The sequence below is a fragment of the Rhodococcus sp. M8 genome (assembly GCF_015654185.1).
Taxonomy (GTDB): Bacteria; Actinomycetota; Actinomycetes; order Mycobacteriales; family Mycobacteriaceae; genus Rhodococcus; species Rhodococcus aetherivorans.
On the sequence record NZ_CP064065.1, the window covers coordinates 6002784 to 6019111 of the forward strand.

Annotated in this window: 11 protein-coding genes; 4 read left to right on the top strand and 7 right to left on the bottom strand. The window is 72.0% G+C overall.

Features of this window, described 5'->3' with window-relative positions; all coding sequences use genetic code 11:
* Positions 1 to 60: 60 nt before the first annotated feature.
* Both ISO16_RS27260 and ISO16_RS27265 read right to left on the bottom strand, forming a co-directional pair.
* A complete protein-coding gene (locus ISO16_RS27260) occupies positions 61 to 1617 on the bottom strand; it encodes a long-chain-fatty-acid--CoA ligase (protein WP_072634930.1) in 1557 nt (518 codons plus the stop codon).
* Positions 1618 to 1746: 129 nt separating this feature from the next.
* Positions 1747 to 2991 carry a hypothetical protein gene (locus ISO16_RS27265; protein WP_029542836.1) on the bottom strand — a complete coding sequence of 415 codons (1245 nt, stop codon included), beginning with the start codon at positions 2989 to 2991 and terminating at the stop codon, positions 1747 to 1749.
* Between the two features lie 224 nt (positions 2992 to 3215).
* Between ISO16_RS27265 and ISO16_RS27270 the strand changes: the two genes are divergently transcribed.
* Both ISO16_RS27270 and ISO16_RS27275 read left to right on the top strand, forming a co-directional pair.
* The gene (locus ISO16_RS27270) at positions 3216 to 3710 is read left to right on the top strand and encodes a MarR family winged helix-turn-helix transcriptional regulator (protein WP_006939453.1); all 495 of its coding nucleotides are present in this window, start codon (positions 3216 to 3218) and stop codon (positions 3708 to 3710) included.
* Positions 3703 to 5493: an AMP-dependent synthetase/ligase gene (locus tag ISO16_RS27275; RefSeq protein ID WP_072634931.1), complete on the top strand. Its 1791-nt coding sequence runs from the start codon at positions 3703 to 3705 to the stop codon at positions 5491 to 5493. The genes ISO16_RS27270 and ISO16_RS27275 overlap by 8 nt, the downstream gene beginning before the upstream one ends.
* Positions 5494 to 5540: 47 nt before the next feature.
* On the opposite strand, the gene malQ is transcribed toward ISO16_RS27275, so the two are convergent.
* The 3 genes from malQ to ISO16_RS27290 are packed head-to-tail and all read right to left on the bottom strand — an operon-like array spanning position 5541 to position 10153.
* On the bottom strand, positions 5541 to 7676 hold the full coding sequence (gene malQ, locus ISO16_RS27280; RefSeq protein WP_072634932.1) for a 4-alpha-glucanotransferase: 2136 nt from the start codon (positions 7674 to 7676) through the stop codon (positions 5541 to 5543).
* 48 nt (positions 7677 to 7724) lie between these two features.
* Positions 7725 to 8390 carry a response regulator transcription factor gene (locus tag ISO16_RS27285; protein ID WP_043797247.1) on the bottom strand — a complete coding sequence of 222 codons (666 nt, stop codon included), beginning with the start codon at positions 8388 to 8390 and terminating at the stop codon, positions 7725 to 7727.
* Complete coding sequence (locus ISO16_RS27290) at positions 8387 to 10153, bottom strand: sensor histidine kinase (protein WP_230304451.1); 1767 nt, start codon at positions 10151 to 10153, stop codon at positions 8387 to 8389. The genes ISO16_RS27285 and ISO16_RS27290 overlap by 4 nt, the downstream gene beginning before the upstream one ends.
* 268 nt (positions 10154 to 10421) lie before the next feature.
* Here ISO16_RS27290 and ISO16_RS27295 point away from each other — a divergent pair, with 268 nt between their 5' ends.
* The gene (locus tag ISO16_RS27295; RefSeq protein ID WP_072634933.1) at positions 10422 to 12074 is read left to right on the top strand and encodes a protein kinase domain-containing protein; all 1653 of its coding nucleotides are present in this window, start codon (positions 10422 to 10424) and stop codon (positions 12072 to 12074) included.
* A gap of 84 nt (positions 12075 to 12158) precedes the next feature.
* On the opposite strand, the gene ISO16_RS27300 is transcribed toward ISO16_RS27295, so the two are convergent.
* Both ISO16_RS27300 and ISO16_RS27305 read right to left on the bottom strand, forming a co-directional pair.
* Positions 12159 to 13544: a T3SS (YopN, CesT) and YbjN peptide-binding chaperone 1 gene (locus ISO16_RS27300; RefSeq protein WP_072634934.1), complete on the bottom strand. Its 1386-nt coding sequence runs from the start codon at positions 13542 to 13544 to the stop codon at positions 12159 to 12161.
* Positions 13545 to 13677: 133 nt separating this feature from the next.
* Entirely contained in the window at positions 13678 to 14673 is a 996-nt protein-coding gene (locus ISO16_RS27305; protein ID WP_072634935.1) for an alpha/beta hydrolase, read from the bottom strand.
* Positions 14674 to 14964: 291 nt separating this feature from the next.
* Between ISO16_RS27305 and ISO16_RS27310 the strand changes: the two genes are divergently transcribed.
* On the top strand, positions 14965 to 16326 hold the full coding sequence (locus ISO16_RS27310) for a WS/DGAT/MGAT family O-acyltransferase (RefSeq protein ID WP_072634976.1): 1362 nt from the start codon (positions 14965 to 14967) through the stop codon (positions 16324 to 16326).
* Positions 16327 to 16328 lie beyond the last annotated feature (2 nt).

Sequence of the window (16328 nt, forward strand, 5' to 3'; positions counted from 1 at the left end):
GGGCCGCTCCGCGGCCGGTGCGTCCTTTGGGCTGCTGCAGCAGCCCAAAGGACGCACCGCTCAGATGGTCCGTTCGTGTCCGGCCCAGTAGGGGGCCCGCAGGGAGCGCTTGAGGATCTTCCCGGTGGGGTTGCGCGGCAGCATGTCGACGATGTCGATGGTCGCGGGGCACTTGAACTTCGCCAGGTGCCGGCGGGTGTAGTCGATGAGTTCCTGCTCGTCGGCCTTCTGGTCCGGGGCGAGCACCACCACCGCCTTGACCGTCTCGCCCCACTTCTCGTCCGGGACGCCGATGACCGCGACTTCGGCGACGGCCGGATGCTCGACGAGGACCCGCTCGACCTCCGGGCAGTACACGTTCTCACCGCCGGTGATGATCATGTCCTTGAGCCGGTCCTCGATGAACACGAAACCGCCGTCGTCGACCCGGCCCATGTCGCCGCTGCGCAGCCACCCGTCGGCCGTGATCGTCTCGGCCGTGGCGTCGGGCCGGTTCCAGTACCCGGGGGTGGTCTGCGCCGAGCGCCACCACAGTTCGCCGATCGCGCCCGGGGCCGCGTCCTCGAGCGTGGCCGGATCGACGATGCGCATCTCCACGCCGGGAATGGGGGTGCCGGCCGACGCCATCCGCGCCTCCTGCACCGGATCGCGGTGCACCTCCGGCAGCAGCGCCGTGATCACCCCGGCGAGCTCGGTCATGCCGTACACCTGGACGAATTCGGTGTCCGGCCACGCGGCGAGCGCGCCGCGCAGCAGCGGCAGCGGCATCGGCGCGGCGCCGTAGGTGATGCGCTTGAGCCGGGAGAACGCCCCGATCGCGTGCGCTCCCGCGCCGAGGACGGCCGCTATTACCGGGGGCACCAGGAAGGCGATGTTCGCGCCGGCCGCGAGACCCGTGAACAGCGACGGCGCGTCGGCCTCCCGGGTGAACACGCACCGGCGGCCGTCGTGGATACCCATGATCGCGTAACAGGTGCCGCCCACATGGAACAGCGGCATCGCCACGAGCAGGCAGTCACCCTCCGTGAACGGAAGCACCGCGAGCACGTCCTCGGAGTGCGCGAACAGGTTGCGGTGCGTCAGCTGCACACCCTTGGGCCGGCCGGTGGTGCCGGAACTGTAGAGCAGCAGCGCGGTGGCCTCGGGCGCGACGTCTGGCAGGGTCGCCGGCGCGGCCGCCGCGAGCCACGGCTCGAACTCGTCGTTCTCCCCGCCCACGACGACGATCTTCTGCACCGTGGACAGCCGGGGTCGCAGCGACTCGATCTCCTGCGCGAATTCCGCTCCCACGAACAGGATCCGGGCGCGCGAGTCGTTGATCACGTAGTCGAGCTCGTCGCCGGCGAGCCGGAAGTTCGGGATGGCGTTCGCCGCGCCGAGCGCGGAGGTGGCGAAGGTGACCTCGAGGCACGCGAGGTTGTTCTTGTCGACGAATGCGACGGTGTCGCCGGGTCCGACGCCGTCGGCGGCGAGGGCGCCGGCGAGGTGGAGCAGTCGCTCGTGCCACTGCGCCCAGGTGTGGGTGCGGTCGAGGTACTGCACCGCGACCTCGTCCGGTTTGGTCTGCGCCCAGTGCGCGACGCGGTCGAGGATGACGGACGGGGCGGGGACGGACATGCGTGAGCCTCCTGGGGGAACAGGTGCCGCCGTGTGGCGGGTGTCACACAGGTTATTGCCGGCGGGGCGTGGCGTCTCGGAATCGGACGTATCGCCGCCGGGCGGGTCCCGTGGTCCGGCTCCGCGAGGTCAGGGCAGGCAGGCGGCGTAGCCGCCGGCCTCGAAGGTGGCGGTGTCGCAGTACGCGGCCCGCGGGTAGTAGGGACCCATCGTCGCGGCCGGATCGCCGCCCTGTGCGGCCTGCACCGACTGCGGGTAGAACGCGTCGGCCGGCAGCATGTTCCGGTAGAGCAGAGTCTTCTTGGGGACCTCGGTCGAGCCCCACGGCAGCACCGTCACCGTCGGATCGGCCGTGGCGCGGGCGGGCACGTCCTGGGGCGCCGCGACGACGTAGGTGAACCAGCCCTCCGCGTCGGTCGCCGTCTCGAAGTCGGCCGCGCACGCGACGACCGGGTACGGGGTGACCTGGTCGTTCTGGCACATCGACCAGTACCGAACCTGGCGGCCGGGCGTGGTGACGGGTTCGCCGGCGCGGGTGTCGGGGAACGTGGGGGCCTTGCCGCGCACGACGAGGATCCGGCCCGGCTGGTACGTCAGCACGGAGCCGATGTACTTGTTGTCGCCGTTCGGGAACAACCCGGACGTGGTGGCCGGGCTGACGAAGGTCGCCTCGGGGTTGTTGCCGGGGAAGGCGCCGGACGCCGCGCCCTCGACGATGCGGTCGACGGCCGCCTCGGCGGCGCGCTCGACCGGTCCGCTGCCGTAGTCGGCGGGGTCGAAGTCGGAGCTGCACGTGGGCACCGGCACGGCGCGCCCACCCTGGTGCAGCGTCACGTCCGGTAGCGGGACCCCGCCGGTCGGGGAGGCCGGGTCGTCGGGCACATAGACCCGGACGATGAGGAATCCGGCCGGTGCGGTGGGCGACCCGCCGGTGGGCAGCGCGCCGATCTCGTTGCGGGCGTGGTCGGCCGGACCGGTGACGACGGTGGCGCTCCAGCGCCGGGCCGAGGCGGGCAGCCCCTCGGCGGCCGCGTCCGCGAACGGGTTCCCGCTGCCCGGATCGGGCGCGATCTGTGCGTCGCGCAGGGTGTCGACCGTGTCGAAGTTCGTTCCGTAGGTGTTGAGCGAGAAGTACCGGGCCGCCGGATAGGTGCCGTGCAGTTCGATGCTGTCGCCCGGGGCCAGCGCGTACGGCAGCACCCAGTAGGTGGCATCGACGTCGGGGAACGCGATGTCCAGCACGGTCGAGTCGGACCGGAACTGCCACGCGCACGAGCCGACGGGTTCCTGGGCCGCGGAGGTCGCGGGCGTCAGCAGTGCGTGCGCCGCCGCGAGCAGGCCGACGAGCACGGCGGTCCGTCGCCGGCCGCGCACGGCCGTCGCAGGATCGGGTTCGGCCGTCGAACGATCGGGTGCGGCCACGGGGAACTCCTTCGCCGGGGGCCTGATCCTGTCGCATCATCTGTACCGGAAACGGGCAGGCCGGGCCTGCGGTTCGGGGAAATTCGCGATCGACGCCGTGCGTCTCGACGCGTCTGTGCGGTGCCGCGGGGAGAGGCGATTGGGGTGTCGAGCCGCACAGGGCTTACAGTTGCGTCGTGCAACACAAGCGGGAGGTTGCGGCGCAGTCCGCAGCGGCCGGTGTATCCGAGGTATACGACGAGTTCGTGTACCTGATTCGCCATCTCACAGCGGGGGAGCGCGCCCACGACGACGTGCTCTCGCTGGCGCAGCATTCGATGCTCGGCTTCATCGACCGCAACCCAGGCTGCCGAGCCACCGACATCTCGGATGCGTTCAGCGTGAATCGGTCGACCGTCTCCCGTCAGCTGCGCAGCTGCATCGACGCCGGGCTGGTCCAGGCGCAGGCCGGACCCACCCGGCTCGGCCACCCGCTACGGCTCACCGACCGGGGCCGCGAGACCCTCGCCCGCACCGTCGCCGGACGTCACGACGAGATCCGCGCGGCGCTGACCGGCTGGGGCCAGGACGACATCGATCGGTTCGTCGACATGCTGCGCCGCTTCCGCCAGGGAGTGGAACACCGGTCCACTGCCCGCCCCGACCACAACGAGGGAGACGCTCGTGCGTGAGTACACCACCCCCGCCCAGTTCACCGTCGGCGACGACGAATCGGTCGTCCGCACGGTCTTCACGCACGCGGAGAAGACTCCGCACCGCGTGATGTACTCCCGCCCGGAGGGAGAGGACTGGGTCGCCGTCACCGCACGGCAATTCGCCGAGCAGGTCTCGGGGGTCGCCAAGGGCCTCGTCGCGGCGGGCGTGCAGCCCGGCGACCGGGTGGCCCTGCTGTCGGCCACCCGCTACGAGTGGGCGCTGTTCGACTACGCCATCTGGGCCGCCGGCGCCGCCACGGTGCCGATCTACGACTCCTCGTCCCCCGAGCAGATCCGCTGGATCCTGCAGGACTCCGAAGCGGTCGTCGCCGTCGTCGAGACCGCGCGCCACGAGGCGCTGTTCGTCGACATGCCGGACACCCTGCGCCGCACCCTGCGGATCGAGGGCGGCGCCGTGGAGACGCTGATCGCCGAGGGCGCCGGCGTCGACGACGCCCAGCTGCAGGCCCGCCTCGACGGCATCCGCGCCGACGACCTCGCCTCGCTGGTGTACACCTCGGGCACCACCGGCCGGCCCAAGGGCTGCATGCTGACCCACCGCAACTTCTACAGCGAGGTCCGCGGCATCCTGACCGCCTCGATCGGTGAGGTGGCCAAGCCGGGCAGCCGGGTGCTGACCTTCCTGCCGCTCGCGCACGTGCTGGCCCGTGCCGTCTCGCTGGCCGTCTTCGAAGGCGGTGCGGCGCAGGCGCACTGGTCGGACTTCGGCACGATCTCCGCCCAGTTCGAGCGCTACGCCCCGAACACCATCCTCGGCGTGCCGCGCGTCTTCGAGAAGGTGCGCGACGCCGCGGCGCGCAAGGCCGCGGCCGGTGGCAGGTTCAACGCGGCGATCTTCGCGTTCGCCGAGGAGACCGCCATCGCCTACAGCGAGTCGCTCGACCACGGCGGTCCGTCGTTCGTGCTCAAGGCCAAGCGCAACATGGCCGACAAGCTCGTCTACGCCAAGCTGCGGCAGGCGATGGGCGGCGAGTGCTGGTTCGCGATCTCCGGTGGTGGCGCCCTGAGTCCCCGTCTCGGCCACTTCTTCCGCGGCGTCGGCGTCCCGATCTACGAGGGCTACGGCCTGACCGAGAGCACCGCCGCGCACAGCGTGAACGTGCCCGGCGCCCAGAAGATCGGCACCGTCGGCCAGCCCATGGGCGGCAACAGCACCCGCATCGCCGACGACGGTGAGATCGAGCTGCGCGGCGGGGTCGTGTTCCAGGGCTACTGGCGCAACGAGAAGGCCACCGCCGAGGCCTTCCACGACGGCTGGTTCCGCACCGGCGATCTCGGCGAGATCGACGAGGACGGCTACGTGAGCATCACCGGCCGCAAGAAGGACCTCATCATCACCGCCGGCGGCAAGAACGTCTCGCCCGGGCCGCTCGAGGACCGGATGCGCTCGCACACGCTCGTCTCGCAGGCCGTGGTCGTCGGCGACGGGCGCAGCTTCATCACCGCGCTGCTCACCGTCGACCCCGAGGTGCTCGACAACTGGAAGGCCGAGAACGGGAAGGCGCCGACGGCCACCATCGCCGACCTACGGCACGACCCGGCGCTGCACGACGCGCTGCAATCCATCGTGGACGACGCCAACTCGATGGTCTCCCACGCCGAGGCCATCAAGAAGTTCGTCATCCTCGACCGGGACCTCACCGAGGAGACCGGTGAGCTGACACCGACGCTGAAGATCAAGCGCAACGTCGTGACCGAGCGCTTCGCCGCCGACATCGAGAGCATGTACGCGAAGTGACGCGCGGCCGGCCGCCGGGTTCGGAACCCGGCGGCCGGCCGAGACGCTCAGGCCTCGTCGGCTGCGGAGGGATCCGGGGCCGGCGCCACAGCGGCGAGCAGGGCCGCGAACCGCTCGTTGCCGGGCAGATCGTCGAGCAGCACGGTCCGGCCCTTCTCGTCGGCCAGCGGGATCCGCCAGTTGGGGTACTCGTCGGTCGTGCCCGGCTGATTCTGGCTGCGCCGCTCACCGACCGCGTCGGCCAGCGACACCCCGATCAGCGCCGACGGGCTCGCCGCGACGAACCGGTGCAGTGCCTCGACGGTCCGCTGCTCGTCGGCGTCCTCGTCGAGCAGTTCGCGCTCCCGCAGCACCGCCAGCACGGCGTCGCGTTCGGCGGCCGCGTCGGCGGCCTCGGTCTCCAGGTCCCGTTCGAGCAGACCCAGCTCGGACCGGAGCGTGATGTGTTCTCCGGCAAGGAAACCCGCCGTCGGTGGCAGGTCGTGCGTGGTGACCGACGTCAGGCACAGCTCCCGGTAGCTCTCCGGGGGCCGGGGGTCGTCGCCGTCCCGCTCGAACCACAGGATCGACGTCCCGGCGATGCCGCGGCGGGACAGGTACTCCTGCACCCAGCTCTCGAACACGCCGAGGTCCTCGCCGATCAGCACGGCGTCGGCCCGGTGCGCCTCGAGCGCCAGGATCCCGATGAGGGCCTCGTGGTCGTACGTGACGTACGTGCCCTGATCGGGCGTGCAGCCCTCGGGAATCCACCAGGTGCGGAACAGGCCCAGGATGTGGTCCACCCGCAGGCCGCCGGCGTGGCGCAGCGCGGTGCGCACCACGTCGCGGTAGGGCCGGTAGCCGAACTCCGCGAGCCGGACCGGATGCCAGGGCGGCTGGGTCCAGTCCTGACCCTGCCGGTTGAAGTCGTCCGGCGGCGCACCGACCGTCATGTCGCGGATCAGGGCGTCGCCGAGCGTCCAGGCGTCGGCGCCGTCGGGACGGACACCCACCGCGAGGTCGTGCACGATGCCGACATCCATGCCGGCGGCACGCGCCGCGGACTGCGCCTCGGCGAGCTGCTCGTCGCACAGCCACTGCAACCAGCAGTGGAACTCGATGCGCTCGGCCAGCTTGGTGCGCTGCCGCGCGACGTACGGCGCGTCGGGGGTCGCCGCCAGGGTCTCCCAGCGGGCGCTGCGGTCGCCGAACTTCTCGGTGAGCGCGCACCACAACGCGAAGTCGGTCAGCGCGTCCCCGCCCGCGGCGCGGAACGCGTCGAACTCCGCCTGCCGCGCCGGGCTGCGCGGCACCCGGAACACGTGCCCGAGCACGTCCAGCTTGGCCCGGAACGCGGTGTCGCGGTCGATGCGCTTGTCCTTGCGGTTCGACTTGGCGAACTTCGCGGCGTACGCCTCTAGCGTCTTGCGGTGCTTGCGCGGCAGGAACGCCGCCTCGCGGATGTTCTCCACCCGCAGATAGATCGGGTGGACGAACCGCCGCGAGCTCGGCAGGTACGGCGACGGCTCGAGCGGCGGCTCCGGCTCGCCCGCGTGGACGGGATTGACGAGCACGAAGTCACCGCCGTCCACCGAGGCGGTGATCGCGGCGAGGTCCGCCAGGTCCGCGAAGTCGCCGACGCCCCACGACCGCTTCGACCGCACCGAGTACAACTGCGCGGCCAGGCCCCGGCGACGTCGCTCGAGGAGCCGGTCGGCGGTGCCGAGACGCGCGGGTGTCACCACCAGGGTGGTCTCGGCCGCGGTGTCGTCGCTGTGGGCGTGCAGGGTGTGCCACCCGAGCGGCAGGTCCGGGACGGCGAACGTCGCGCGGCCGACGAGCCGGCCGTCGACCTCCCGCGGATCGACCCACACGTCGCGCTGCGCGACGTCGACGACGTCGCCGTCCTCGGTGCGCACCTGCACCTGCACCGCAGTGCCGTGCGGCACGTGCACGGGGAAGGTGCGCTCCTCGCCCTGCACGACCACCAGGACGGGTGGCAGCATGCGCCGCCACGGCTCGTTCGGCAGATCCGCGAGGACGGCGTCGATCTCCGCCTCGGTGCCCGCGGACACGCCCAGCGAGGCCAGGACCCGGCGCAACGTGTCGTCGCTCGCGTAGTGGTCCTGCTTGTCCCACCCCACATACGAGGTGGCGATCCCGAATTGCTCGGCCAGTTCCCGCAGCTTCACCGTCGATGTCACGACACCCGATCATGCCAGGTCGCGGACCACTCGGCAGACCCGGCGACGTCAGTTGCGGACGGCGGGGCCGAGGTAGGCGAGCACGGCCAGGACGCGGTGGTGGCCGTCGGGTTCGGGGGGCAGACCGAGCTTGTCGAAGACGGCGCGCACGTGCGCGCCGACGGTGCGTTCCCCGAGGGACAGGGCCGCTCCGATCGCCCGGTCCGAACGGCCTTCGACCAGGAGGGTGAGGACCTCCCGTTCCCGGGGGGACAGTTCGTCGAGGGCCACCCGGTCGCGGTGCGGCCGCGAGACCAACCGGCCGACCACGTCGGGATCGATCGCCGTTCCGCCCGCCGCGACGCGGTGCAGCGAGCCGAGGAACCCGTCGATGTCGGAGAGGCGGTCCTTGAGCAGATATCCCAGACCGGCCGTCCCGCCGGCGAAGACGTTCATGACGTTCTCGGTTTCCACGTACTGGGACAGCAGCAGCACGGCGGTGCCCGGGAAGCACCGGCGAATGGTGAGGGCGGCCTCGATGCCCTCGGTGGTGTGGGTGGGAGGCATCCGGATGTCGACGACGGCGAGGTCCGGGCGCTGCTCGCCGACCAGCCGCAGCAGGGCCTGCGCGTCCGCGGCCTGGCCGACCACCTCGATTCCCTCGTCGTGCAGCAGGCCGGCGATCCCCTCGCGGAGCACCGCGGAGTCGTCGGCGAGCACCACCCGGAGGTTCACGACGGCTCCCCGGATGTCCCGGTGGTGAGGGGAAGGGACAGCGTCAGCGTCGTTCCGCCCCCCACGGGACTGTGCACGGTGAGCACCCCACCGAGGGCCGTGGCCCGGTCCGCCAGTCCGCTCAACCCACCGCCGGCGGTCAGCGTCGCACCGCCGCACCCGTCGTCGGTGACGACCATCCGCAGCATCCCGCCGTCCCGGCGAAGGTCGATCTCGATGTGGGTGGCGCCGGAGTGCTTGGTGGCGTTGGCCACCGCCTCGGCGGCGATGAAGTAGGCGGCGAGTTCGACAGAGGCGGGAGCCCGCACGGTGAGGGTGTCGACGATCTCCACCGGCAGCGGCGCGCGCTCGGCCAGGGCGGTCAGCGCGGCGGCGAGCCCGTGTTCCTGCAGCACCGGGGGATAGACACCCCGGGCCAGTTCCCGCAGTTCCACCAGCGCCGAGTCCAGTTCGGCCGTGCCCTCGTCGAGCAGCTCCTGCTTGCGCTCCGGCTGGGATGCCCGCTGCGCACGCCGCAACAGGATCGTCGCGGCAACCAGGCGTTGCTGCGCACCGTCGTGCAGGTTGCGTTCGAGCCGCCGCCGTTGGGCGTCCCCGGCGGCGACGATCCGCTCCCGGGACCGGCGGACCTCGGCGAGCTGAGCCTGCAACTCGGACTGGAGGCGCTGGTTGTCCAGCGCGAGGGTCGCGGCGCTGCGCACCGCCGCGAGCAGTTGCGGCTGATGTCGCAGCGACCGGTCGTACACCAGCGCTCCGACCGGGACGCCGTCGCGTTCGAGGACGGTCGCCGCGCGGGGGTCGTCGTCGTCCGGCAGGCTCTGCGGCTGCCCGTTCGCGTCGAGATAGCTGTTCCACTGCGGTGACCACGACCACAGGATCAGGCCGGGGTCGCGCAGTGCCTTGCGCAGCGCGTGGACGAACTCGTCCCCGAGCGGGGCCGCACCGACCTCGATCATCACGTCGCTGACCGCGCTGCGCGCGACCCGGTAGCGCCACAACCCGACCAGCACCGCCACCGGAAACAGCGCGGTCGCCAGATAGCTCAGGTAGGCCGTCCACACGTTCCCCACGCCGGAAGACCGCGCCGTGACCAGCCCCGTTCCGATCACCGTGGCGAATCCGAGAATGCCGGCGATCCACAGGGGCGCGAACGCGGCCCGGTAGGCCGGGGACCCCGACCGCCAGCGGGCCAGCAGCACGCCGATCACGACCACACTGATGCCGATGGCAATTGCGCCGAAGACGAGCTGCAGCCCCCTGAAGATCGCCGGGTCGTCCCGGACCAGCAGCAGGTTGGGCGCGGTGAAGCGTTCTGTACCGACCATCACGGAGGGGTTGTAGAACATCAGATCGAGCAGGACCGAGACCAGGAAGTACACATAGCAGCCCCCGACGAACCACCGTTCCCACCGCCGGTTCAATCGCCCCGTCGGAAAACCGAGCAGGATATGGATCAGCACCGGGAGATACATCACCGTCAGCGCCGCGCCCACGGTGAAGACGACCGGGTTGCGTGACGCACCGCCCCCCTTCACCAGCCACAGCACCCCGGCCAGCACCATCAGCCGTCCCGTGTTGTCGTCCGGGCGGCTCCGCCACGCGATGATGCCCGCCGCGACGAAGGCGACGCCGACCGCGGGGAAGGCGACCAGTTCCGCCGGGCCGACGGGCGGACCGCCGGGCCAATCGAGCGACACCACCACCACCGCGACCACCAGCAGGGTGGTCACGGCGACGATGGCCGGCACTGTTCGACGACTCACGACGAGGCCTCCGATCCTCGCTCCCAGCATCTCGCTCCCGGCCCCGCCGGACCACCGTGCTGGCACTGTTCGACCATCTCGGCCGTCACGTGATTCGGCGGCAGCGCCTGCACGGGGCTCCGTACCGTGCCTGCACGGAGCCCCGGCCGGTGTCTGCACGGTGCGCTCCGCGCCGGACCGGCGCCAGGTCGGCGGACAACCGCGCGCCGCAGCGGTTCCGCCGACGATCCCCGAGGGGTTGAATAGAGGAGGTGGGCCGCTTCGGGAGGTGGTGGCGGTGACGGGGAACGGGGCTCCCGGGCCGGGTTCGGTATTTGCCGGGTACACCATCGAGCGGCTGCTCGGCGCGGGCGGCATGGGTTCGATCTACCTGGCGCAGCACCCGCACCTGCCGCGCAAGGTGGCCCTCAAACTCCTCCACCCCGCCCTGACCGCCGACGACAGCGTCAAGGCCCGCTTCGAACTCGAGGCCGACCATGCCGCGCGCCTCGAGCACGCCAACATCGTCCAGGTCTACGACCGCGGCTGCGAGGACGGCCGGCTCTGGATCGCCATGCAGTACGTCCCCGGCACCAACGCCGCCGCGCTGCTCGGCCACGGGCCCGTCCCGCCCGAGCGGGCAGTCCACATCGTCTCCGAGATCGGCAAGGCACTCGACTACGCCCACCAGGCCGGGGTGCTGCACCGGGACGTGAAGCCGACGAACATCCTGCTCGCCGAACCCGCCGGCCCGGGCGAACCCGAACGGGTCCTGCTCACCGATTTCGGCATCGCCAAGGCCCTCGACGAGGCGAGCGGGCTCACCCGCACGGGGATGTTCGTCGGCAGCCTGCAGAATGCCGCACCCGAGCAGTTCGACACCACCGCCGCGCTCGACCACCGCACCGACATCTACTCGCTCGGCTGCACCCTCTACCACCTGCTCACCGGCCGGCCCCCGTATTCCGGCGACACCCTGGCGAAGCTGTGGCACGGGCATGTCCGCAGCCCGATACCCCGGCCGAGCGAGGCCCGACCCGACCTGCCGAAGGCGTTCGACGCCGTCGTCGCGGGTGCCCTCGCGAAGGACCGCAACGACCGCTACGACACCTGCAGGGAACTCACCGCCGCCGCCCGGAACGCCCTCACCTCCGAGACCACGACCACCGTCCCCGCGCCGGCAGCCGACGACACCCTGGCCCGGACGGTGGCGGTGGACACCGCGTCACCGAGCAGGGTCGCCGCGACGCGGCGCGCGACGCGGCGCGGCGACAGCGCGGCACCCCTGCGGGTGGTGCTCGCCGACGACTCCGTGCTGCTGCGCGAGGGTATCGCCCGGCTGCTGTGCGACGAGGGGATCGACGTCGTCGGCGAGGCCGGCGACGCCGCCACCCTGCTCGGTCTCGTCGCCGACGAGCGGCCCGACGTCGCCGTCGTCGACATCCGGATGCCGCCGACCCACACCACCGAGGGAATCGTCGCCGCGGCGGCCATCCGTGCCGACCACCCGGACACCGCGGTGGTACTGCTGTCGCAGTACGTGGAAACCGACCACGTCATGAATCTGCTCGCCGACGGGGCCGCCGGCCTGGGCTACCTGCTCAAGGATCGGGTCGCCGACATCGACGAGTTCGTCGACACCCTGCACCGGGTCGCCGAGGGCGGCTCGGCCATCGACCCCAGCGTGGTGAGCCGGATGGTGGCCCGGCCCCACCGCGACAGCCGTCCCATCGACACGCTGTCCACCCGCGAACGCGAGGTCCTCAGCCTCATGGCCGAGGGCCGCTCGAACCGGGCGATCGGGGCGGCCCTGTTCCTCGGAGAACGCACCGTCGAGGCGCACGTCCGGGCGATCTTCCTCAAGCTCGGCCTGCACCCCGAACCCGAGGACCACCGACGCGTCCTGGCCGTGCTCAAGCATCTCGAGGCGACCACCCCCTGAACCACCCCGGCTGCCGAGGGCCACGCCGGGTGCCCGCGCTGCGGCCGCGCCGTCCCGCGGAAACGGCTCGCCCGCACGAGGTGCTCAGTCGGAGAGTTCGTCGAACAACGTCGGCTCGTCCGGGTTCTCGAACAGCTCGATCTGCTCGGGTGGGGACGGACGCGGCCGCCGCACGCGTGTCGTGGCGGTGCCCGCCGGGGGCACGAGCAGCCGCATCGCTGCGGTGAGCGAGCGGCAGGTCAGCTCCCACTCCTGCGCCTTCGCCTCGGCGCGGGCGATGCCGGCGCCGTCTCCGGCCGCGGCACGCCCCATCGCCTCGGCCTGCCAGCAGACCTGCGCGTCCACGCTCATCCGCAGGAAACGCAGCAGCTGGTCCGGTTCGTCGCCGGCCATGCGGGCCACCGTCCGGGTCTCGACCTCCGCCCGGCCGCCGAGATGGAGATCGCGCAGCGCCAGCAGCGTCGGCGGCAGGTCCTCCTCGGAGTCCGTCGTCCACGGCGGCAGCTCGTCCGGGGGCGGCGGCACACCGTCGTGGTCGGTCTCGTGCAGCAGCTCGCCGCCGAGGCGGGTGCCGAACGCCTCGTCCAGCCCCTCGAGGAACTGCGCGACGTGGTCGAGCGTGGTCAGCAGGTGGGCCGGCACGAACGGCGACGCGGGCAGGTGTGCCGCCACCGCGACCCGGTCCTCGACCAGCACGAACTTCAGGTGCGGCCACCGGCGGTTGAGGTCGGCGACGACCTCGGCGGCGCGGGTGCGCCCGGTGATGTTGTGGACGATCGGGGCGAACACGTCGACGGTGCGCTCGTGCGGCCCGACGCCGACGAACACGAACAACCCCGCGACCCGCAACGCCAGGTCGCCGTCCTCGTCCCACAGCGGGACGTCGCCGATCCGCTCGCGCAGCGTCGACTCGATCAGCTCGCGCACGTGCTCCTCGCCCGCGGTCTCGACGGCGAGCGGAAGCGCGGCCGGCGGCGGCGTCTCCTCGGCGGGCGCGGGCAGGTCGAAGGCCGCCGCCCGGCCGGCGCCGAACGTCTCGGTGCGCAGGAACAGCGGATGCGGCACCCCCCACACCCGGCGCAGCGCCGTCACCGCGACGGCCGCGAGCTGGTCCGCCCACGCCGTGGGCCGGTCCATCCAGTAGGCGGGGGACCCGCCGTCCTCCGGGTCCTCCGGTCCCCGGGACGGTTCGCGCCAGCCGAGCTCGGCGAGCAGCGCCTCGTCGGCCGGGCGGAGGCGACGGTCGCCGCCGAGGTGGGCGTTGGACGGCACCTCGCACCGCACCTGGCCTGCACCCCACGCGTAGAACTGCACGCACGGTCCGGCGGGTCCGGTCTCCTCCTCGACGAGCGGCTCGAGGAGCAGCCCGTCGCCGTCGCACATCGACGCCACGTGATCGGCGAGCCGTGCCCGGAACTCGCTCCAGGACCGGTCGACGTCGCGGTCGAATCGGCTCTCGGTGTCGGTCACGATCCGCCCCCTTTCCCAGTGCTGCCGGACCAATCTGTGCCGGAGACACTAGTCGCGCCGTCCGACAGGTGCCCGGCTCGGCGCGGGTGGTGGTCGCCACGTGGCACCGGTGGGGTGGTCCGGTGGGGGAATCTCAGCCGACGCTGCGGACGAACGCTCCGATCGAATCGACGGCTCGCCCCGCCTCGGGCACGAGGCCCGCCGCGGCCTGGAAGACGTGCACCTGCCGTTCCCACACCTGCAGCTCGCACGGCACGCCGGCGCCGGCGAGGCGTCGGGCCATCAGCTCGGCGTCCACGTACGTCATCTCCTCCGAGCCGGTCTGGATGAGGGTGGGCGGCATGGCGGTCAGGTCGGCGTCGACCGGTGACACCGCGCGCGGACCCGGCCGGCCGGAGGCGGCGTCGATGCGGGCGATCACAGCGGCGAGGGCCGGAACGGCGCGGCGCGGGAACAGGGCACACCGGTACGAATTGGGATGTTCGAGCTTGCCGCGGGTGTCGAGGTCGGTCAGGGGCGAGAGCGCCACGTTGCCGGCCGGCCGGCCGAGACCGAGCCGCAGCGCCTCGAGCGTCACCTGGAAGGTGAGGAATCCGCCGGCGGAGTCGCCGGCCACCACGATTCGTTCCGTCGGGTAGCCGTGCGCGATCAGCCACCGTAGCCCCTCGATGCCGTCCTCGACCGCGCTCTCGATCGGGTGTCCCGGCAGCATGCGGTAGGCGACGCTGAGCACGGGTGCCCCGGCCGCCGACGAGATGCGGGAGACCATCTGCCGGTGGGTGGTCAGGCCGCACACCAGGAACGCGCCGCCGTGCAGGTAGAGGATCGCCGTGGCGCCGTCGGCTCCGGGGGCGGCGAGGAACTCGGCGTGGCAGGACGGCAGCCGGACCGGGTGCCGGTGCGTGCCGGGGACCGGCTTGAGGGGGAACGCCAGCCGGTCCACCACGCCCGTCGGCCAGGGCAGGTGCGGGGCGCGCGCCCACGCGTCGATGACCGGCTTGACGGTGCTGCGCACCGAGAAGGTCAGCGCCTGCGACGGCAGGCTCACGCCGGCGACCTCGCGGCGGAGCACCGGCCGCGGCGCGGGCGGATACGACAACGACGGATGGTTCGACGCGGTACTCGTCACCGGGACCTCCTCGTCCTCACCTGCTCGGACGGAGCCCTCTCGTCGACGGCTCCCGTCTTCTCTCTCGGCCCTTCTCCGAGGCGTTCGCGGCGTTCGTCCGGGTCGGTTGCCCGACAGTACGACGAGGAATCGCCGAGGCGAAGCATCGTGACTCGATGGAGACCGGACAAAGGGAACTCCGCAGGTCGTCGGCGTGCCCGTTATCGATCCGGTACGGCCGTCCGGTCGCCGGACGTACCATCCATCCCAGCGTGCGACGGCGGACGAAAGGGGGCTGTCCCGGTGGGATACATGCCTGTGACCGACTCGATGTTCCTGATCGCCGAGTCGCGGGAGCGCCCGATGCACTTCGGCTCGCTCGAGCTGTTCACGCCGCCGCCCGACGCCGGTCCGGGATACGTCACCGACCTCTACAACCGGCTGGTCGCCGACGCGCAGGTCGACGAGCTGTTCCGCAAGCGCCCGGCCGACCCGGTGTCGAGCCTCGGCTACACCTGGTGGGCCGTGGACGACGAGATCGACCTCGAGTACCACGTCCGGCACTCGGCCCTGCCGGCGCCGGGCCGGATCCGTGAGTTGTTCACCCTCGTTTCGCGCCTGCACAGCGGCCTGCTCGACCGGCACCGGCCGCTGTGGGAGGCCTATCTGATCGAAGGGCTCGCCGACGGCCGGTTCGCCGTCTACACGAAGATGCATCACGCGCTGCTCGACGGGGTCTCGGGGCTGCGGCTGCTGCAGCGGACCTACACCCCCGATCCGAACGTGCGCGAATTCCCGGCGCCGTGGCACCTGCCGGCCCGCCCCAGCTCCGGCACCCGGGAACAGGACTCGCTGTTCGCTGCGGTGCGCTCACTGGCCGGCGACGTGATCGGCGCGGTGCCCGTCGCGCTGCGGATCGCCCGGACCGTCCTCGGCGGGCGCCGCGTCGCGTTGCCGTACGAGGCACCGCGGTCGATGTTCAACGTTCCGATCGACGGGACGCGGCGCTTCGCGGCGCAGTCCTGGAGCCGCGAACGCATCACGCGGGTGCGGCAGGCGGCCGGGGTGTCGAGCAACGACGTCGTCGTCGCCATGTGCGCAGGTGCCCTCCGCGCCTACCTCCTCGAACAGCAGGACCTGCCCGACCTCCCGCTGATCGCGATGGTCCCGGTGTCGCTGCGAGCCAAGGACGCTCCCGATTCGGCCGCGGGCGGCAACAGCGTGGGGGTCACGCTGTGCAACCTCGGCACCCATCTCGAGGATCCGCTCACCCGGCTCTCGACGGTCAGCGATTCGATGGCGGAGGGCAAGACCCTGTTCGCCGGGATGACGCCGCTGCAGGCGACGGTGTGGTCGGCGCTGAACGTCGCCGGGCTCGCGCTGGCACCGATCTCGGGCGCCGTCTCCCTGGCCCCGCCGCCGTTCAACCTCATCATCTCCAACGTGCCGGGACCGCGGGAGCGGGTGTACCGCAGCGGGTCCCGGCTCGACGGGATCTACCCGGTGTCGGTGGTGCTCAACGGCCAGGCACTCAACATCACGCTGACCACCACCGCCGACACCGTCGACTTCGGCGTCGTCGGATGCCGCCGCACGGTCCCCGGCCTGCAGCGGCTGCTCGGCCACCTCGAGGACGCACTTGTGGAACTCGAGGTGGCACTTGACATTTCGTGATC

Coding starts and splice junctions, on each gene's coding strand:
- ISO16_RS27260 (WP_072634930.1), bottom strand. CDS start 1,617: ATGTCCGTCCCCGCCCCGTCCGTCATCCTCGACCGCGTCGCGCACTGG.
- ISO16_RS27310 (WP_072634976.1), top strand. CDS start 14,965: ATGCCTGTGACCGACTCGATGTTCCTGATCGCCGAGTCGCGGGAGCGC.